At 38.1% G+C, this 19,650-nt stretch carries 17 protein-coding genes and 1 other annotated feature (1 of these 18 only partly in view); of the genes, 1 reads left to right on the plus strand and 16 read right to left on the minus strand.

What is annotated here, in order from left to right; genetic code table 11:
- Nucleotides 1-189: 189 nt before the first annotated feature.
- On the plus strand, nt 190-798 hold the full coding sequence (locus FYJ79_RS05460) for a pentapeptide repeat-containing protein (RefSeq protein ID WP_195837024.1): 609 nt from the start codon (nt 190-192) through the stop codon (nt 796-798).
- 27 nt (nt 799-825) lie between these two features.
- Here the strand turns inward: FYJ79_RS05460 and FYJ79_RS05465 are convergent, their stop codons facing one another.
- The 16 genes from FYJ79_RS05465 to FYJ79_RS05540 form a co-directional block, all read right to left on the minus strand.
- A complete protein-coding gene (locus tag FYJ79_RS05465; RefSeq protein WP_154515239.1) occupies nt 826-2,184 on the minus strand; it encodes a sodium-dependent transporter in 1,359 nt (452 codons plus the stop codon).
- Between the two features lie 136 nt (nt 2,185-2,320).
- Complete coding sequence (locus FYJ79_RS05470) at nt 2,321-3,487, minus strand: MFS transporter (RefSeq protein WP_154515241.1); 1,167 nt, start codon at nt 3,485-3,487, stop codon at nt 2,321-2,323.
- Nucleotides 3,488-3,568: 81 nt separating this feature from the next.
- On the minus strand, nt 3,569-5,476 hold the full coding sequence (locus tag FYJ79_RS05475; RefSeq protein WP_154515243.1) for a PTS fructose transporter subunit IIABC: 1,908 nt from the start codon (nt 5,474-5,476) through the stop codon (nt 3,569-3,571).
- Nucleotide 5,477: 1 nt separating this feature from the next.
- Nucleotides 5,478-6,392, minus strand: a complete 915-nt coding sequence (gene pfkB, locus FYJ79_RS05480) for a 1-phosphofructokinase (RefSeq protein WP_154515245.1) — start codon at nt 6,390-6,392, stop codon at nt 5,478-5,480.
- A 100-nt stretch (nt 6,393-6,492) separates the two neighbouring features.
- Nucleotides 6,493-7,344, minus strand: a complete 852-nt coding sequence (locus FYJ79_RS05485; protein ID WP_154515247.1) for a MurR/RpiR family transcriptional regulator — start codon at nt 7,342-7,344, stop codon at nt 6,493-6,495.
- A gap of 97 nt (nt 7,345-7,441) precedes the next feature.
- Entirely contained in the window at nt 7,442-8,383 is a 942-nt protein-coding gene (locus FYJ79_RS05490; RefSeq protein ID WP_154515249.1) for a calcium/sodium antiporter, read from the minus strand.
- A 4-nt stretch (nt 8,384-8,387) separates the two neighbouring features.
- Nucleotides 8,388-9,302 carry a patatin-like phospholipase family protein gene (locus FYJ79_RS05495; RefSeq protein WP_154515251.1) on the minus strand — a complete coding sequence of 305 codons (915 nt, stop codon included), beginning with the start codon at nt 9,300-9,302 and terminating at the stop codon, nt 8,388-8,390.
- Nucleotides 9,303-9,347: 45 nt separating this feature from the next.
- Complete coding sequence (locus FYJ79_RS05500) at nt 9,348-10,607, minus strand: RNA-binding domain-containing protein (protein WP_154515253.1); 1,260 nt, start codon at nt 10,605-10,607, stop codon at nt 9,348-9,350.
- 74 nt (nt 10,608-10,681) lie between these two features.
- The gene (locus FYJ79_RS05505; RefSeq protein ID WP_154515255.1) at nt 10,682-11,752 is read right to left on the minus strand and encodes a 6-phosphofructokinase; all 1,071 of its coding nucleotides are present in this window, start codon (nt 11,750-11,752) and stop codon (nt 10,682-10,684) included.
- Between the two features lie 15 nt (nt 11,753-11,767).
- Complete coding sequence (ppk1, locus tag FYJ79_RS05510) at nt 11,768-13,786, minus strand: polyphosphate kinase 1 (RefSeq protein WP_154515257.1); 2,019 nt, start codon at nt 13,784-13,786, stop codon at nt 11,768-11,770.
- A gap of 135 nt (nt 13,787-13,921) precedes the next feature.
- Nucleotides 13,922-14,467: a glutathione peroxidase gene (locus FYJ79_RS05515; RefSeq protein WP_154515259.1), complete on the minus strand. Its 546-nt coding sequence runs from the start codon at nt 14,465-14,467 to the stop codon at nt 13,922-13,924.
- Between the two features lie 116 nt (nt 14,468-14,583).
- Complete coding sequence (gene trxA, locus FYJ79_RS05520) at nt 14,584-14,901, minus strand: thioredoxin (RefSeq protein WP_154515261.1); 318 nt, start codon at nt 14,899-14,901, stop codon at nt 14,584-14,586.
- Between the two features lie 77 nt (nt 14,902-14,978).
- A complete protein-coding gene (locus tag FYJ79_RS05525; RefSeq protein WP_326803404.1) occupies nt 14,979-16,310 on the minus strand; it encodes an MATE family efflux transporter in 1,332 nt (443 codons plus the stop codon).
- Entirely contained in the window at nt 16,300-17,448 is a 1,149-nt protein-coding gene (locus FYJ79_RS05530) for an AI-2E family transporter (protein WP_154515263.1), read from the minus strand. The genes FYJ79_RS05525 and FYJ79_RS05530 overlap by 11 nt, the downstream gene beginning before the upstream one ends.
- A gap of 79 nt (nt 17,449-17,527) precedes the next feature.
- Nucleotides 17,528-18,313: a carbon-nitrogen hydrolase family protein gene (locus FYJ79_RS05535; protein WP_154515265.1), complete on the minus strand. Its 786-nt coding sequence runs from the start codon at nt 18,311-18,313 to the stop codon at nt 17,528-17,530.
- 60 nt (nt 18,314-18,373) lie between these two features.
- Entirely contained in the window at nt 18,374-19,405 is a 1,032-nt protein-coding gene (locus tag FYJ79_RS05540) for a bile acid:sodium symporter family protein (protein WP_154515267.1), read from the minus strand.
- Between the two features lie 69 nt (nt 19,406-19,474).
- Nucleotides 19,475-19,650 (minus strand) — a binding site (T-box leader); it runs 48 nt beyond the window's last position.

A 19,650-nucleotide genomic window follows, 5' to 3' on the forward strand; every position in this document is an offset into this window, starting at 1 on the left:
GTATATACCGCCAGTAAACCATCCTTGGAGACAGAACAGCTGGAAGTTATATTCTTCTTCAATCAAAGCTCATTTATATGGTGCTCATAATTAAAAATATTCAGGACATTTTCAAATTCGCTTGACAACTGAATATTCATCATTTTCATCGCTTCCCATTTATATTATAATCAATTCATGAACAAGTATATGATTAAAGAAAAACTTATACCTTCCTACAGTCTCTTTACTAGCCAAGAGACGATTAAAAATGTTGCATTTGATGATGATGACTTTGACTATTTAGAAATAGATGCAACTGATTTTACTCATTGTAAACTTACAACGATGAATCTCAGTAACGATCAGTTTCATAACTGTCATTTTATTGAAGATGTCTTTGTCAATTGTGATTTCTCCAATGTATCCTTTGATAATACGCTATTGAGGCGTTGTACTTTTATTGATTGTAAGATGATTGGCACAGTTTTTGATAACTGTTTGCTAGAATTTGTAAGCTTTGATAACTGTAAAGCAAATTATCTCAATCTCGCAAGAACACAGATGCGCACAGTCAGCTTTGAAGAATGTGATTTATCTGAAGCTTATTGGATGGAATGTACATTCAAGAATACAGTATTCACACATAGTCAATTGAGAAGAAGCGAATTTCTTCATACCTCACTTCATACGATTGATTTATCAAGCTGTAGTATTGAAGGTTTGCGTATTCACCCGCAAGATTTACGCGGTGCCATCATTAATGAAGAACAGGCTGTTCTTTTAATTGGTCTACTTGGTGTCCATATCAAAGAATAGAAAAAGTATGGTGTTATGCCATACTTTTTACATTGAAATAATACCTAAGACATTTAATATTGAACTGATCAATATCACAATAATAAAGATAGGTGCAATATATTTCATCATCAAGATATAAATCTTCTTTCTCTTAAACTTTGATGAGTGTTCTATTTCAGCACTGATCTTTTCAATACCAATAACTCTTGTCACCAAGAAACAAATTGAAAGAGCTGCTATTGGCATCATCACGGAATTCGTCAGGAAGTCAAAGAAATCTAAGAAATCCATACCAAGAATACTGATAAAATGCAATGGACCAAAGCCAAGTGATGAAAGTGTACCTAAAGCAATCATAATGACACCCATTAAGACCGTTGATTTCTTACGGTCCCAGCCTAATTCATCTTCAAATGTGGATACAGCAGACTCAGTCAAGGCAATGGAAGAAGTCAAGGCAGCGAGCAAGACAAGTAAGAAGAATGCGACACCAGCGAATCCTCCTGCTCCCATGGAGTTAAAGACTTTTGGCAATGTAATAAACATGAGCGAAGGACCTGCCCCTAATGCCTTGGCATTTCCATTTGAGAAGGCAAAGACAGCAGGAATAATCATTAAGCCAGCAAGAATCGCAATGACTGTATCAAAGACTTCAACATTGGATGTTGCGGATTCAATATCAAATTCCTTTTTCATATAGCTGCCAAAAGTAATCAAAATACCCATCGCAATGGATAAGGAATAGAACATCTGTCCCATCGCTGTTACAAGCGTCATAAGTGAAAAGTTCTTAAAATTAGGAATCAAAAAATACTTCACACCGGCTAATGCGCCCGGACGTGTAACGGAATAGACAGCAACAATAACGGCTAACAGTACAAGAATAGGCATCATAATCTTAGACACTTTTTCAATACCATTCTGTACTCCACCAAAGATAATCACTAATGTCATTAAGCAGAAGATGATAAAGAATAATTCAACATTCCATCCATCTTTAATAAAATTAGAAAAATAAGTATCACTTGCGACCTGATGAACATGCCCGATGGCATATTCATAAAGGTACTTACAGACCCAGCCACCAATAACGGAATAGTAAGGTACAATCAGCATTGGAATAATGGCATTAATCCAGCCACCAAATTTTAAAGGCAGGCTTTTGCCAAAGAACTGGAAGGCACCAACAGGTGATTTTCTTGTCATACGACCAATGGCTGATTCACTCATAATCATTGCATAGCCAAACGTTAAGACAAGAATGAGATAAATCAACAAGAAAATACCACCGCCATACTTGGCTGCAAGATAAGGAAAGCGCCAGATATTCCCTAAGCCAACAGCACTCCCTGCCGCCGCTAAAACAAATCCGAGCTTCCCGGAAAATTTACTTCTTTCTTTCATAAATATACTCCCAAACAAACTTCTTTATTATTGTATCAATGTTCATACAATTATAAAGGCTTATTTATTATAGGCTTTTTCAACAAAATTACAACTATTTTTCTCATTTTCCATAAGAAAAGGTATAAGCATCACCTTATACCTTTCTAAAGAGTTTTGTATTTTTCCCACTAGGAATACGATAGAAGAGCACAATAACCATTCCTATAATTAATATGAGTAAGCAGACACGATACATCATAGTATAGCTTGTGGCATCAAGAAGATGACCACCAATATTCGTAAAGACAATCGATGAGAGATTACGCATTGTCTGAATAAAAGCCAAGGCTGTAATTTGTTGGTGCTTATCGACAATCGTAAAGACAACCTTAAGATTAATCATTGTCAATAACATGCCAGCAGGATGCTTGCCAATAAATGTCGCAATAACTTTTAATGATAGTGTTGTATCAAAGGCATAGATTCCATATTGAATCAGCATCATGATATAGGCAATGATAATCAGGGTCTTGTTAGAAAGCTTGTCCATAAATGTATATGAGAAGAATACTAAGGGTGCTTCACAGACAACCGCGACACTTAACAATGTTGTAGCAAAGGATGTCGAAAGGCCATCATGCGTCAGCATTGAAGGAATATAGGTATTGCCAAGTGAACTTACCCCAAAGAATAAGCCAGTAATAATAAGATAGATGAGATATTTCTTGTTGACGAATAAATCTTTTGTATGAACATCATGATCAGCATTAGCCACTGTATCAATATGCGGATGGGTGCCAAGTAAACCGACAATGGCTAAAGCAATAGTGATAATGCAAGCCACAAAGATAGCTCCAGGCGCAATGAAATCATAAAGTAAGCCAGCCATTTGGGTACCGATGGCATAGCCAATCGTTCCCCATATGCGAATCTTGCCATAGCGATATGGTGAGGCAGTTGCAATCTTCTCCATTGCTGGACAAATACTATTCATCACAGTAAGGACAAGAGAATAGTTGATGGTGATGAGAATCAGATTTTGTGAAAAGACAAAGAGCGCTGAGCCTATCATTGCAAGAATCAATGAAATTATATTCACCTTCTTCACAGAATAACGGTCGCTAAGCTCGCCAACAAAGGGCTGGGCAATAAGTGAAGTAAAGTAGGAAATAGAGACAACTAAAGAGACATCTGCCGCCTTATATCCCTTCCCCATTAAATAAACAGAAATCAGGCATGAAAACATAGCCCAAGAAAGATAATAAAAGTTATAGACTAGAAAATAAGCCAAATAGCTATTGCGATATGTATGTTTATGCATAAGTTCCTCCCTTATGCCTATTGTATAGATTTCATCAAACTTGTCTAGAAAAAAAGAAGTGTCGAAAGACACTTCTCATGATTATTTTTCTAATGGTTTCTTCCAGAATGAAAGAACTAGTGCACCAACAACTGAACCAATAGCAATTGATGCAAGATACAATGGCCAGTTACCAATTGTAGCAATAACGAAGATACCACCATGTGGTGCTCTTAATGTACAGTTGAAGGCCATTGATAAACCGCCAGCAATAGCTGAACCAAGAACACATGAAGGGATGACATGAACTGGATCATTAGCAGCAAATGGAATAGCTCCTTCTGAAATGAATGATAAGCCCATAACATAGTTAACTAAACCAGCATTACGTTCTTCTTCAGTCCATTTATCTTTAAAGAATGTTGTTGATAAAGCGATAACAAGAGGTGGAACCATACCACCAGCCATAACTGATGCCATTAATGTATAGTTACCTGAAGCAAGTAAACCTGTAGCTGTAACATATGCAGCCTTGTTGAAAGGACCACCCATGTCAATAGACATCATACCACCAGCAACAATACCAAGAATAATACCATATTTTCCTAAACCATTTAAGAATGATGTTAAGCCACCATTGATTACACCCATAATTGGGTTAACTGCTGAAGCAAATACACCCATTAAGGCAACACCTAATAATGGATAAAGAAGAATTGGCTTAACGCCTTCAAGTGATTTAGGTAAGCCTTTTAAAGCTTTCTTTAATAAAAGAATAATCCAACCAGCAACAAAGCCATAAAGAAGCGCACCCAAGAAACCTGGAGTAGCAGAAACCTTTGTAGCGAATGGATCAGCGAATGTAGCACCGCTCTTTGCAAGTAAGCCACCAACAAAACCAACAGCAAGACCTGGTCTATCAGCAATAGACATAGCAATGAAACCAGATAAGATTGGTAACATCATATCAAAGGCAACACCACCAATAGCCTTGAACCAAGCTGCTAATGGTGTAGATGAACCAAAGTTAGCACCAGCATTCTTATCATCAACTAAGAAGGCAATGGCAATCAAGATACCACCAGCAACTACGAATGGAAGCATATGTGATACACCATTCATTAAGTGCTTATAGAAGCCCTGAGCTTTAGAAGAGTCTGTTGAAGCAGTCGCACCTTCTTCAGCATGATAGATTGGAGCCTGACCATTTCTGATCTTATTGATTAATTCTTCTGGATGTCTGATACCTTCAGTAACTGGTACTGAAATTAATGGTTTGCCATCAAAACGTGCCATTTCAACATTCTTGTCAGCCGCAATAATAATACCATCAGCTGCAGCAATTTCTTCTGGTGTCAAGGCATTGCCAACACCTTCAGAGCCATTTGTTTCAGCTTTAAGTGGGTAACCCATTGCTTCGCCGGCCTTTGTCAAGTTTTCAGCAGCCATGAATGTATGAGCAATACCTGTAGGACATGCTGTTACAGCTAAGACTTTATAGCCCGTTGTCTTCTTTTCTTCTTCAGCTTTCTGAGCTGCTTCTTCAGCATCTCTCTTGCTTTCTTCATCATCAATGATGCTTAGGAATTCTTCAGGTGTTTTTGCAGCCATTAATCTTGTTCTGAATTCTTCATTCATTAAAAGCATTGATAATTTAGCAAGTGCCTGTAAATGCACATTACCAGCACCTTCTGGTGCAGCAATCATGAAGAATAACTTTGCAGGCTGGCCGTCAAGTGAATCATAATCAACACCATCTGGTACTGTCATTGAAGCAAGTCCTGCTTTTTTAACAGCAGCAACCTGAGCATGTGGAATAGCGATGCCTTCGCCAATACCTGTTGAAGTCTGTGCTTCACGGGCAAGAATACCTTTCTTATAAGCAGCCTTATCAGAAATCTTGCCTGACTTGTCCATAAGATCAACTAAGTGATCAATTGCTTCCTCTTTACTAGCAACTGAAACATTTAAGTCAATCGCACGAACATCCAATAGTTCTGTGATTTTCATATTATTTGTTTCCCCTTAAATTTCTCAAATTTTCATAAATAAAATCTTTTGTCGCAAGTGAATCACTAAATGCAGTCGCACCACCACTGGCCGTACCAAGTTCAAGTGCTTCTTCATAATCCCCATTCTTTAAGTATCCAGCAATAAAGCCAGCTACCATTGAATCACCAGCACCAACGGAATTCTTAACTTTACCCTTGCAAACACCCATACGATGTGTTTCGCCATTTTCATCAACGAGAAGACTACCATCTCCAGCTAATGACACAAGTACATTTCTTGCGCCCATTTCTTGAAGTTTCTTCGCATATTTTACGATATCTTCTTCGCCTTGTAATTTCACATTAAAGATATCTTCAATTTCGAAATTATTTGGCTTAATCAAGAATGGCTTATACTTCAAGACATTCACAAGTAACTGTCCTGTTGCATCCACAACCGCATAGATATTCTTGCTGGCAAGCTTTTCTAAAATAGTTTCATAGATGTTATTAGGGACACATGATGGAATAGATCCTGATAAAACAAGCACATCACTCTTGCCCATTTTATACAGCTTCGCAAAAAGTTTGTAAAGATCTGCTTCAGTAATATGAGGACCCATACCATTAATTTCTGTTTCCTCATCACTTCTAAGCTTAACATTAATTCTGCTCATGCCTTCTTCAACATCAATGAAGTCACCATCAACACCCATTTCCTTCACTCCAGCTTTAACCTTTTCACCAGTAAAGCCAGCAGTAAATCCTAAAGCCTTTGTAGAATAACCAAGTTCTTTCAAGATAAATGACACATTAATGCCTTTACCCCCAACGAAGATATGTTCTTCGTTGACACGATTCACGACACCTGTTTGAAAGTGATCGACACTGATCACATAGTCTAAAGCAGGATTAAAAGTAACTGTGTAAATCATTTTTCTTTTTCCTTTCTGCTATATTTCAGCTTCATTTTATAACGACACAATATTTTCGTCAATATCATTTTCACGAAATTTACTTTCATATAATGAAAGATTAGCGCTTATCCACCGCAAACATTTCTTCGCATGTAGCCATACGATTATGGGAATCAGGCACCATCACTGTTAAAAACAAGAAAATAATTTCCATCACTGTTGTCGCTGAAACACGGCTGAAGCAGAATTCATCAAGAAAAAGTTTTTCACGTGATGCTGTTGTGATATGATAAGTCACCTGATCACCAATAGCTGAATGGGGATTATTCGTAATACCGATCGTTGTAGCACCATTCTTATTCGCAATTTCCACCGCTTCAACAACCTTATTGGATTCACCCGAATTCGAGATAGCGATTAAAACATCCTTTTCACCAAGCGTATGCGTATAGGAAAGCTGTGTCTCCCAGATAGTACCAGCTGTTGTTGGTATGCCAAGTTCATTGAGCTTAAAGGCCCCGTCAATCGCAACCGGAATAGTATTTCCTACGGCCACAATTTGTACTGCTCGTGCATCTAGGATAGCGTGAAGCAAGGCTTCAAATTCCTTTGGATCAATCATATTGACCGTTTGTTTGAGTTCTTCGATTTTATTAGCGAGGATATTTTGTAAAGACTGGCCAATATTATCACAACTTATGTCATTCGAGATATTGCCTTCGCCATATGTTTCTACCATTTCCTTGGCTAACCCAATTTTTAATTGATGAAAGCCTTTAACACCAATACGCTTACAGAATCTTGATACGGATGCTTCCGAAACATCACTCTCTTTGGCAAGTTCTGATACAGTCATATCGACAACTCTCTTATGATTATTCAGGATGTATTTTGCAATCTTCTTTTCTGAATCAAAAAATTGATCATACATAACTGAAATATGATCCATTACCGTTAATTGATCACTCATGTTTATCCCTCCACGAAATATATTTTCATGAATAATGATAACATGAAACATTATCAAAGAAAAGCACTTACAATGAAAAAAAGCAGGCCATCAAGACCTACTTCAATAAATAAACAAGATAAATACTATAAACAACAAGCATAGCAATACCACCATAGCGTTTCAGTTTGTGATCCTTATTGAGTACAAGTAAAGCTAAGATGACTGTTGCCGCAATGGCCATAATGGAATCCACAAAGAATTGAGGTTGGTATGCAATTGGTGTAATTAATGATGATAAGCCAAGAATAAAGAGAATGTTGAAGATGTTGGAACCAACAATATTACCAATAGCGATATCCGCGGATCCCTTCTTGGCAGCAGTTAGAGATGTGACAAGTTCAGGAAGCGATGTCCCAAAGGCGACAATCGTCAAACCAATGACACGTTCACTGACACCTAGTATTCTAGCGATATTGCTTGCTCCATCAACCGCAAAATTACTGCCCACAACAACGACTCCAATCCCTACAACCGTCATCAACAATAACACTGCAATATTTCTTTCCTGAATAGGACCTTCATCCTCTTCCTCAATCAAGCCATTCTTTGTCATAAAGAAGAGATAGCTGAGATAAGCGACGAATAAGACTGTCAGAATAATCCCATCAGTTAGGACAAGCTTTTGTTTTCTTAAGCCTAAAACAGGAAGTATGATTGAAATAGCAATCAGGAATGGTATTTCATAATTGATGGTATTTTTCTTTAAGGCAAGTGGTGTAATAATAGAAGTAATGCCAAGAATGACCAAAATATTAATGATATTCGATCCTAGAACATTACCTATCGCAATATCCGCACTATGCTTGAAGGCTGAAGTGATGGAGACTGCTGCTTCTGGTGCACTTGTTCCCATGGCAACGATTGTTAGACCGATGACCAGGGAAGGAATTCCAAGTTTGTTGGCAATTCCACTTGCTCCTGAGACAAGCCAGTCTGCTCCTTTGATCAGCATTAGAAAGCCGATAACGAGCATTCCAATATTTATAATAATTTCCATATATTTACTTTTCCCTTCTCTTTAAATAAGCCTTTAACTCATCAATACGTCTTTTGGCATCAAACAAGCCAAGATAATACATCTCACCTAGCTTATCCATATCCCCTTCAACTCTCGATATACCTAGATTCTTGCTTGGCGTAAAGACAAAGACTCTGCCTTCTTCTTCTAGACGATCAAGCTGATCAAGATCGACATTATATTGGGCATCGCTTTGAATAAGCGTATTCGCAAAAGCTGGATAATGGCGATAGGCAAAACGTGTATAAAGTGGATGACGTTCTGTTAAATCTTTACGATAGCTATGTGTCCTTGTCTTAACGACAATAATCTTTTCATAACCTTCCCTAAGTGCCCACTTATAAGGAATATGATCTGAACAGCCACCATCTAGATAAGGTTCTCCATCAATATAGACCATCTGACTGACATAGGGCATTGATGCTGAAGCCTGAATGGCTTTATTTAAATTAACCTTGCCTTTTTCAAAATAGGTTGCCTTGCCGGTCTTACAATTTGTAGCTACAGCTACAAAGCGCCTTCTTTCATCACGTAATGCCTCTAAGTCAATAGGATCCACATCATTCACCTTATCCAAAACAAAATCAAAGCCAATAATGCCTCCATTATTCTTATAAGCCTCAATACCAACATAAGCTGAATTATGACGATTACGCAAATTAATACGAGCAGAACGACCGATTTGTCCAGCAAGATAACCTAGACCACTCATTGCCCCAGCTGAGACACCAATAACACATTGCATATTAATATCAGCTTCCATCAGTGCATCAAGCACACCTTGCGTATAAAGACCGCGAAAAGCTCCACCTTCTAAAACAAGACATCCTTCCGTTATGTTTTTAGATGCCTTACCACGAGGTAACTGATTTATTCTCTCATAGACTTTTTCCTTCATCCACATCACCCCTTTGAGCTATCATAATACGAAGTAAGCAAGTTTTCAATGTTCATTCGTTAAGGCATATTTTGTATTACGGCCATTTCCAATTTTCTTGACCTTTCCCTTTTCAACAAGATGCGAAAGAACACGGTACGATTTGGTTGGACCACAATCTAAAAGCTGCTCACATTTCAAACGTGTAATAAATGGATGCTTCTTAAGATAAGCAAGTAACTTTTCATCAACATTTTCATGTTCTTCTTTGCCTTTCTTGTTTGTCGAAACATGCATATTATAGAGCGTAACAACAAACTCTCCTGGCACTTCGACAAAGAGCGGCTCATGGTCATCATCAAATCCATCTAGAATCTTATGAATACCTGTCCCATAGCTTTCTGTCAACTGGAGATGATAGAAGAATTCGGCAAGATAACGATTACGACTCTCACTAAAGCCCACCCGCACCGTTTCTAGGGAAATCCCATCGATCAGCTGACCACGGCTACGAAATTCCATGTGATCATTATAGATATAGATGTAGTTGGATCCATGTTTTGTATAGTCACGATGGATAAACATATTCGTTAAGACTTCCCATAAGGCAGAAGTTGGATAGCCATGATCTTTGTTGTAGGAAGAAAGATACATTGAAGCATCGTCTAACTGCTTCAACAGTGAACCCGTAAATTCACGTCTTGAATCGAGATCAGTCTTTGTTGATGATTGAATATGGACTGCTTTTGTTGTAAAGGGATTTTGATCACTTAACAAAAGACCAAGATTGGTATACTGGTCTACATCATCAAGAATACGCATATTCAGCAAGATATCACGATCAAAGGGCATATTCATCTTGGCCATCTTCTTGTTTAGAGTATTAAAGGTAAGCTTTTGTTCTAAAGAGCGATTTTCCTCAAAGCTACCAACACCATAGTCCTCAATCATCTTCATGATGCTTTCTTGACTCATTGGCTGACAGCTAGGGCCAATACGCATATAGACCCCACGTGATGTCATACCCGCTTTACGTAAATAATAGGGACGATTCGTTCCCACTTCAATAACAACCTCAATACATGTCTTGCCTGCTTTGACAACTGGCTGAACAGAGACAAAGCTCATTGCATCAGGGGAAATAGCTCTGATTGAATTAATAATACGAAGCATACAGTCATCAAGATTTTCAACACCAACAACTCTACCTTCATCATCAATACCAATAATTATCTTTCCCCCACCAGCATTAAGAAATGAGACAATTTCTTTCTTAATGTTATCGGTATATTGTCTTTTAAATTCAAGATAAGTATTCTCTTCCATCTTTCTCACCACCCTATATTGATTATAGAAAAGAAAAAGAAAGTAAGCAAAGAAAAAGAGCGTATCATACGCTCTTAATCACCAAAACATACTCCCATGAGTTTTGCATTCATCACAGGCTTACCTGCTGGGTCAACATATTTAAGCTTACCAGCTGTATCTTCAATAGGAATGGAGCCAACTTCTCCCTGCTTCAAGACAACAAGCTGACCAAAGCTACGATTCATAATAAGACGAGCGCCTTCAATGCCAAAACGTGTAGAAATCATACGGTCATAGGCATCTGGTGCACCACCACGCTGAGCATGGCCAATAACGGATGTACGAATTTCTAATTCAGGCATGTCGTTAGCCAAGTCTTTTGCAATATATTCGACAACAGAACGACCTTCACGTGCTGCTACTAAGGCTTTATATTTCTTCTTTGAGAAAGTTGCTTCTTCTTTTGTCAAAGCACCTTCTGAGCAGGCAATAACCGTAAAATTCTTGCCCTGTGCTTTACGCTGTTTGATTTTCTTTTCGATATTTTTGAGATCATAGGGAATTTCTGGTAAAAGGATGATTTCACAGCCAGTTGCGAGACCGGCAGCGAGTGTGATATGGCCAACCTTATGGCCCATGACTTCCACAATAAAGACACGATTATGAGAAGCTGCTGTTGTATGGATTTCATCAAGATATCTTGTGGCTACTTCAACGGCACTTGAAAAGCCAAATGTATAATCTGTTCCATAAGTATCATTGTCAATGGTCTTAGGTAAGCCAATGACATTAAGACCTTCCTGGGCTAAGAGATTAGCAGTCTTAAGTGAGCCATTACCACCTAGTACAGCAAGTGCATCAAGATTGAGTTTTTTATAAGTACGTTTCATCGCCTTGACCTTATCAAAGCCATCTTCGACAACACGCATCATTTTAAAAGGACAGCGAGAAGAGCCAAGAATCGTACCTCCCTGAGCAATAATGCCCGAGAAATCAGTCGGCTTCATCTTGATATAATCTTCATACATCAATCCCTTATAACCATTCTTGAAACCAATAATTTCCAAATCTTTCACATTCGCATAGAGCGTTTTTGCCAAAGCTCGCATGGTCGCATTGAGCGCTTGACAGTCTCCTCCACTTGTAAGAATACCAACACGCATAAAGCACACCTCCAATTATTTCAAAAAATATTCTTGCACATTAAATTTAGGTTCTTTATTTTTCACACGTTTATAGCTACGATCACTTAAGAGCTCACAAGCCTTCACGTTATCTTTAAAGTAGGCATTGAACATAGAAATGACCTGATTGCGAATACGTTCATCAAGAAGAGGTGCTGCCACTTCCACTCTGCGTTCTAGATTTCTTGTCATCAAGTCAGCTGAAGAAATATAGACATCAGGACTTGTACGCCCAAAGATATAGATACGAGAATGTTCAAGATAACGTCCAACAATCGAAATCACACGAATATGATCCGTATAGCCTTTGACACCTGGGACAATACAGCAAATACCTCTGACAACCATATCAATATGAACACCAGCCTGGCTTGCTTCAATAAGCTTTTCAATCATTGGCTTACTTGTCACAGAATTGCATTTGAAGCCAACATAGGCATCCTTGCCTTCTTTTGCCAAGGCAATCTGTTCATCAATCTTATTAAAGATATGATCCAACATACAGTGTGGTGAAACAAACAAATAATTCGTATGATGCTCAGTTTCACCCTGTAAGAGATGAGTAAAGATATCATTGACTTCTTCACCAATCTCATTGCGAGCTGTCATCAAAGAGAGATCAGTATAGAACTTGCTTGTCTTTTCATTATAGTTCCCTGTTCCAATTTGACTGATGTATTGAATATGGTCTTCTTTTAAAGTAATCAGACAGAGCTTACTATGGACTTTATAGCCCTCTAGGCCATAGATGACTGTACAGCCCGCTTTTTCCAATGCTTTAGACTGACCAATGTTATTCTCTTCATCAAAACGTGCACGCAATTCGACAAGAACAATCACTTCCTTGCCGTTTTCTGCCGCTTTAATCAATGCATTAACAACTCTTGAATTCTTAGCAACACGATAGAGTGTCATTTTAATAGAAACAACACGTTCGTCAACAGCTGCTTCATCAAGCATACGTAAGAAAGAATCCATTGAATTATATGGGTAAGCAAGCAGAATATCATGATTCATCACTTGTTCTATCATTGGTTTCTTGTCATTGACAAGAGGTGATTTCTTTGGTGGCAATGGTGTATAGAAAAGTTCTGGGTGAGCAATCTTTAAAACATCACGCAGTTTACCAAAGAATGAGAAATCAAGTGGTGAAGCACTGATAAAGGCCTGTCTTTCATCAAGATCAAGGAATTTTGTGATCATCGAAATTTCAATATCCTCAAGTCCTTCTGTATATTCTAAGCGAACCGGATGAAGATGGCGTCTTTCCTTAATCAGCTTCTCCATAATTTCACGATAGCTATTACCTTCAATAATATCATCTTCATCTATATCCGCACTTCTTGTACATCTGATGACGGATGATTTTTCCACCTTATATTTTTTAAAGAGCTTTGGCAATTGTGAAGCAACAAGCTCTTCAACTAAGATATAATGCCTTCTTGTGACCGGCAGTTCCATCAAGCGTTCATCCATCACATTCGCAAGTGAAACAACACCAAGCTTTCTCTTTCCTTTATGACTTGTCAGCTGGGCAGCGACAAAGAGTTCACCATTATTCATAAATGGGAATGGTGTACGTTTAGAGACAACAAGTGGTGATAGAAGTGGCATGATTTCTCGATCAAAGTAGTTCTCCAACAAGCGCTTATCATCCTTATTATTAATTTCCTCAAAAGTATCCAGCTTGACATTGTAATTTAAGAGCTCATTCATAATCTTCTGATAATAGCTATCTTTCTTATGATTGAGACGTCTAATCTTTGTGAAGCAAGCCTTCAGCTGTTCTTCAGCTGTCATCTCACTCTTATTATCAATCATGGCTGGATAAAACAGCATTTGGTCATAAAGAAAGCCAAGACGTACTCTAAAGAATTCATCTAAGTTTGTCTGATAGATGGAAACAAAGCTCATCTTCTCTGCTAAAGGCACCATGCTGTCATTAGCCTGCTTTAATACACGATCATTAAATTTGAGCCAGGAAAGCTCACGATTATCCATATAATCTTTCATTTTCAATATCCCTCCCATAGTAAACACATTCTACAACATCAAAGTAAAAATCATATTAACATGCGGTAAAGATTATCTATATATACTATGTTATACCTTTAGGAGAAAATGCAAAAGAAAAAACTCCCAAGGGAGTTAAATTAATTCAGCAACAGCTTCTTCTACGCTCTTCATAGAAACAGTTGGTTCAAAGCGACCTACAACTTCACCATTTCTATTGACTAAGAATTTTGTGAAATTCCACTTAATATCCGGATTATTCTTATAATCCTTATCAATCTTCTTCAACATAACACTCATAGCTAAAGCTTTAGGTCCTTTACCAAAGCCTTTAAAACCTTGCTGGCTTTTTAAGTACGTATAGAGAGGTAATGCATTTTCCCCATTGACATCGCTCTTTTTCATTTGAGGAAATTGTGTATTGTATTTAAGTGTGCAGAATTCATGAATTTCTTCATCTGTTCCTGGTGTCTGTCCGGCAAACTGATTACAAGGGATATCAAGAATCTCTAAGCCTTGATCATGATATCTTTCATAGATGCTTTCAAGATCTTCATATTGTGGTGTAAAGCCACACCCCGTTGCAGTATTGACGACAAGGACAACTTTGCCTTTAAAATCTTCCATTGATTTTTCTTCGCCATGTGCTGTTGGAACTGTATAGGTATAAAATTGACTCATATAATGACCTCCATTTGTTAATTCTATTTTATCATTATTTCAATTGTTGTCAACTTAATTTTGTACAATTTTAATAATCAAAAAAAGATATTGGCTTTAACCAATATCCCTTTTCATTATAATAACTGGTCAAGTTTGTTTGTAAGAGCAGTTGCTGGCATAGCACCAAGGGCCTCATCAACAACCTGTCCACCCTTGAAGAATTTGAAGTTAGGGATAGACATAACTCCATACTGCTGTGCGACTTCAGGATTTTCATCAACATTGATTTTCACAACCTTGGCTTTACCTGCATATTCTTCTGAAATTTTATCTAAGGCTGGTGACATCATCTTACATGGTCCACACCAGTCAGCATAGAAGTCTACTAATACTGGTTCACTCGCATTTAATACTTCTGTTGGAAATTCACTTGCATTAATAATTTTACTCATAATTTTTACCTCTCTTTTTTCTTTTACAACTACAGTATAGAAATTTATTAGATTGTGGTCAATCAATATGCTTTCTATTATTGATGATGAGCTAGCCAGTTTGCTTTCTTAAAGTAGACAACAAGCAGAATTGCACAAATCACCCATGTCAACGGCCAGCCAAGATAGACAACGACAATGGAATGATCGAAGTGATAGGCTATTGCCAGATAGATCTGACGAATAACAACATAGCAGCCAACCATGGTATACATTGGAATCTTAGAAATGCCCACACCTCTGAGTGCTCCAGCAAGAATATTCGTAATTGGTATAAAGATATATCCCGCGCACATGACCTTGGCCATTAAAAAGCCACTTTCAATAACATCCGGCTTTTTTGTGAACAAGCCTATAATACGATGACCAAAGAAGAAAAGCCCAACCATGAAGAAGAAAGCTATTATTTCATTCATAATCAGAGTTTGACGAATACCTTTCTTAACACGCTCATACTTCTTTGCCCCAACATTCTGCCCTACAAATGTTGTAATGGCGAGAGAGAATGACTGAACAGGCAATATGACAAATTGATCAATCTTTGTATAAGCCGCATAACCTGCTACAGCATTGGCTCCAAAGCGATTAATATAGGATGTGGACCAGACATTGGAGAAGGACACAATACAGTTCTGAATAGCTGTTGGGACACCTATTTGAATAATTCTCTTTGTCATATGGCGATCAAAACGTATATGAGAGACAATCAAGCGATAGTTAGCCTGAACACGCAACAATCGAACGGCCACAAATAAAGCACTTAAGCCTTGCGATATCAATGTCCCATAGGCAACACCTGCAACGCCAAGATGTAAATAGAGAACAAAGACAAAATCAAAGATCACATTCGCGATAGAACTAATAGCGAGATAATAAAGTGGTCTTTTCGAATCCCCAATAGCTCGCAAGATACCTGAACCCATGTTATAAATCAAGACAAAGCTGACACCATAGAAATAGATTTTTAAATAGAGCGTGGCAAGGGGCATGATGGATTGTGGTGAACGAATGAGTTCAAGAATTGGTCTAGCAACAAAAATACCAACAATCGTAAAGATGACACAAAGCACTAAAGTCAATGCCGCCGCAGAATGAACAGCCTTGCTCATACGCTTGTCATCTTTAGCTCCATAATACTGTGAAATAACCACACCCGCTCCTGTCGATAAGCCAAGAAACGCCCCAACAATAACATTAATAATAGGCGTAGATTGACCAACAGCAGCCAAGGCATTGGGTGAAACATAGTTTCCGACAACATAGGAATCAACGGTATTATAAAGTAACTGAAAGAAGTTACCTATTAATAAGGGGATTGTGAAATAAAGAATAGATTTGCCAACATGGCCTTCAATAAGATCATTCTTCACTTGTCATCACCTCTTTACGACGCTGCTTCATGCGTCTATGTAAGTCATTACGTAACAATGTATAAAGGGCGCTAGTGATTGGGACACCAAAGATGACACCACCAAAACCAAAAACACCACCAAATACCGTAATAGAAGCAAGCACCCAGATACCAGGTAAGCCAAGCGATGTTCCTACAACTCTTGGATAGATCAGATTGTCTTCAAACTGCTGAAGAATAACAATAAAGATCAAAAACTGTATGGCTTTGACTGGGGAAATAGTAAAAATAAGAAAAGCTGAAACAAGTGCACCTAGATAGGCGCCAAGGACAGGAATGAGTGCTGTTGTACCAATCAATGCCCCGACCATCAATGCGTAAGGGAAACGCAGGATGGTACATCCCAATGCAGCAAGAACACCAATAATAAGTGCCTCAGTCACTTGTCCAATCACAAAGTTCTTGATGGACTCATTAAATACATGCGCAACATAACTTATTGTGGGGTAAGCTTTAGGCAGATAGACTTTTAAGACACGATTGAGCTGGGCTAATAGTGTTTCTTTTGAGCCAAGCAGATAGAGTGAAAACATAAAGCCAAAAAAGAGCGTAGTCACAATTCCAGCAATTGATGTCAGCACTTTTGTCATATTTGTCAGTAAACCGGAAGCCCCTGTAAAAAGATGCTTCAGCATATCCGTACTTGTTGAAGACAATGAACCTTTGCTTAAATCACTTAAGAAGGTCTCAATGGGAGTAATGAAAGTTCTGAGCTGGGGATATTTTGATAAGTTGTTGAGATAAGGCGATAAGGCCTTGAAACTGTTTTTCAAAAGCAGTTCTGTTGCATCGATGATCTGTGGCACAATAATGGCTACAAGCAATCCGAAAAGAGCGACAACACTCAGGTAAGATAGAATAATACAGAGCGGTCTTTTTGCTTTTTGATATTTCTTTTTAAAAATATATTGATAAAGCTTCTCAAACTGAATCATCAAAATATTAACAACATAGGCCATCAACAAGCCAATAATAATAGCACTAGAAGCTTTAATAATTGCACCTAACAAAGATACAAAACTTTTCCAGTAAAGTGTTGCAAGATAGAAAATAAAAGCAACAATCGCAATTGGAATATATTTTTGATATTTTTGCATGTCATACACCTCGATTACAGTTTACCGAAATGTATGCAAAAGACAAGAAAAACACAAAAAGATGATGAAAGTTCATCATCTAAAGATAGAAAGATTTCCTTCTTAGACTTAGATAAGTCTGTTTTTTGATTTCATTCAAGTCAAGATTGCAATAAAGAAGTTCCTGATGATCACTGCCTTTGATCAAGGTTGAACCTTTGTAATCAACCACAAGAGATTCACCAGCAAAGTCCATTGCATCTTCCTTTCCCACTCTATTGCACATAGCGACAAAGACAGAATTCTGGAATGCCTGCACCCGCATTTCCTGCTCAAAGAGTTCCATATTTTCTTGCTTTGTATTGACGGTTGGCACGAGAATGAGCTTTGCACCCATCAAAGCTTCTGTCCGTATACTTTCAGGAAAATGGCGGTCAAAGCATACTACAATCCCAATCTTGCCAAGTGGTGTTTCAAAAACATGGAAGCCATCATTTGATGGTGTGTAATAGGCTGGTTCATGAAAATATTGTGCATCACTGACATGGACCATCTTTTGCACACCTTGTATTTCTCCCTCTTGATTAATAAAAAGACTAGCATCATAACATGCAGCATCTTCCTTAAGATAAATATTAGGTACAACACTGATATGATATTCTTTAGCCGCCTCACAATAAGCTTTTACAATGGGTGAATCTAAGGTTAATGCATAATGCGTAACATCTTTGTTTTGATATTGGGGAAAGAATTCCGTTAGGAATACTTCGGGAAAGAGAATGAGATCAGCTTGATGATTTGCCGCTTCTTCAATAGCTAATAAGCTCTTTTTGAGATTGTCATGTATATTACCTTCATTATACATCTGATACATTGCGATTTTCATATAAGACCTCCTTAAAAAAAGATACCCATCCCTGCAATTAGATGGATATCCTTTAATAAATTATGCTTTTGCAGCAACTGTTTCTTCACTTCCAGCCTTAGCTTCTTTAGCTTTATCAAGATGAGCGAAGAAGGCTGCAATAAGCGTACCTGAGATTGAATGCCATACACATGATACGGCAGCAATGATTGTTGCCTGTGGCATTGTTGCAAACTGTGCTGTAGAAGTCGCAAGGTTTGTAGCAAGGCCGGCATTCTGCATACCTACTTCAATAGAGATTGTTCTTCTCTTAGGTGTACTCATACCTGTAAGCACGCCAGCAAGATAGCCTAAGCAATAACCAACAAAGTTATGTAAGAAGACTGCGACAAAGACAACAACACCAGAAGTGATGAAAGCTTTACCCTGTGATGACATAACCCCACCAACAACAGCTGCTAAGCCAAGAACAGCAACACCTGGCATAACTTTCTGTACTTCCTGGAATACTTTGTTTCTACCAAGCTTATAATTTAAGAAGAAACCAACAGCAACTGGTAAGAGCACTGTTTCAATGATGGAAACAAACATTGGGAAAGCCTGAATCTTAATAGTTGCCCCACCGGCAAGCAAAGCTACCATGAATGGTGTCATCACTGGTGAAAGAATTGTTGAAGCAGTTGTCATACCAACTGAGAAAGCAACATCACCACCACAAAGGTATGACATGACATTTGATGAAACACCACCAGGACAGCAGCCAACAAGAATCAAGCCAAGAGAAAGTGCTGGTGAAAGATGTAAAAGACGTGAGAAGAAATAAGCACTAAATGGCATAATCAAATATTGTGCTGCTGCACCAATACAGATATCAAATGGACGTTTAGCAAGAATCTTGAAGTCTTCTGTTGTTAGAGAAAGACCCATTGAGAACATGATCACACCGATGATTAATGACTGCACAGTAAACTTATTACCCACAAAATCATAGAACATAGATAAATTCACCCATGCCATCATCCGGGGAAGGAAGAATGCGAATACAGCAATCGCAATGACAACCCAGACTGTGTAGTCAGCTAGAAATTTTGATACTTTTTGCAAGAACTTCATAAATATTTACCCCCTATTATTGAATACTCTGCCCCCCTATTGTATATGAGTACAAAAAAGCCGCTCCTATCAAGGAACGACTTATAATCGCGGTACCATCCTTATTCTAGTTATCCTAGCACTCAGCGTGTACTATCATACACTTTCTTGTTAACGGTAGAAAGCCGGCACAGCTTACTTTATTCAGCCTGCTTCTTAGAGATGATATTATTTGTGCTGCAAACTAGCTTCCACCAACCGCTAGC

Origin of the sequence: Sharpea porci (assembly GCF_009695655.1) — a bacterium.
Lineage (GTDB): Bacteria > Bacillota_I > Bacilli_A > Erysipelotrichales > Coprobacillaceae > Sharpea > Sharpea porci.

Excerpts from the sequence above, each read along its gene's own strand:
- pfkB (WP_154515245.1), bottom strand. The coding sequence starts at position 6,392 with ATGATTTACACAGTTACTTTTAATCCTGCTTTAGACTATGTGATCAGT.
- FYJ79_RS05530 (WP_154515263.1), bottom strand. The coding sequence starts at position 17,448 with ATGCAAAAATATCAAAAATATATTCCAATTGCGATTGTTGCTTTTATT.
- FYJ79_RS05535 (WP_154515265.1), bottom strand. The coding sequence starts at position 18,313 with ATGAAAATCGCAATGTATCAGATGTATAATGAAGGTAATATACATGAC.
- FYJ79_RS05515 (WP_154515259.1), bottom strand. The coding sequence starts at position 14,467 with ATGAGTCAATTTTATACCTATACAGTTCCAACAGCACATGGCGAAGAA.
- FYJ79_RS05470 (WP_154515241.1), bottom strand. The coding sequence starts at position 3,487 with ATGCATAAACATACATATCGCAATAGCTATTTGGCTTATTTTCTAGTC.
- ppk1 (WP_154515257.1), bottom strand. The coding sequence starts at position 13,786 with ATGAAAGATTATATGGATAATCGTGAGCTTTCCTGGCTCAAATTTAAT.
- FYJ79_RS05475 (WP_154515243.1), bottom strand. The coding sequence starts at position 5,476 with ATGAAAATCACAGAACTATTGGATGTTCGTGCGATTGACTTAAATGTT.
- FYJ79_RS05485 (WP_154515247.1), bottom strand. The coding sequence starts at position 7,344 with ATGAGTGATCAATTAACGGTAATGGATCATATTTCAGTTATGTATGAT.
- trxA (WP_154515261.1), bottom strand. The coding sequence starts at position 14,901 with ATGAGTAAAATTATTAATGCAAGTGAATTTCCAACAGAAGTATTAAAT.
- FYJ79_RS05490 (WP_154515249.1), bottom strand. The coding sequence starts at position 8,383 with ATGGAAATTATTATAAATATTGGAATGCTCGTTATCGGCTTTCTAATG.
- FYJ79_RS05465 (WP_154515239.1), bottom strand. The coding sequence starts at position 2,184 with ATGAAAGAAAGAAGTAAATTTTCCGGGAAGCTCGGATTTGTTTTAGCG.
- FYJ79_RS05495 (WP_154515251.1), bottom strand. The coding sequence starts at position 9,302 with ATGAAGGAAAAAGTCTATGAGAGAATAAATCAGTTACCTCGTGGTAAG.
- FYJ79_RS05500 (WP_154515253.1), bottom strand. The coding sequence starts at position 10,607 with ATGGAAGAGAATACTTATCTTGAATTTAAAAGACAATATACCGATAAC.
- FYJ79_RS05540 (WP_154515267.1), bottom strand. The coding sequence starts at position 19,405 with ATGAAGTTCTTGCAAAAAGTATCAAAATTTCTAGCTGACTACACAGTC.
- FYJ79_RS05460 (WP_195837024.1), top strand. The coding sequence starts at position 190 with ATGATTAAAGAAAAACTTATACCTTCCTACAGTCTCTTTACTAGCCAA.
- FYJ79_RS05505 (WP_154515255.1), bottom strand. The coding sequence starts at position 11,752 with ATGCGTGTTGGTATTCTTACAAGTGGAGGAGACTGTCAAGCGCTCAAT.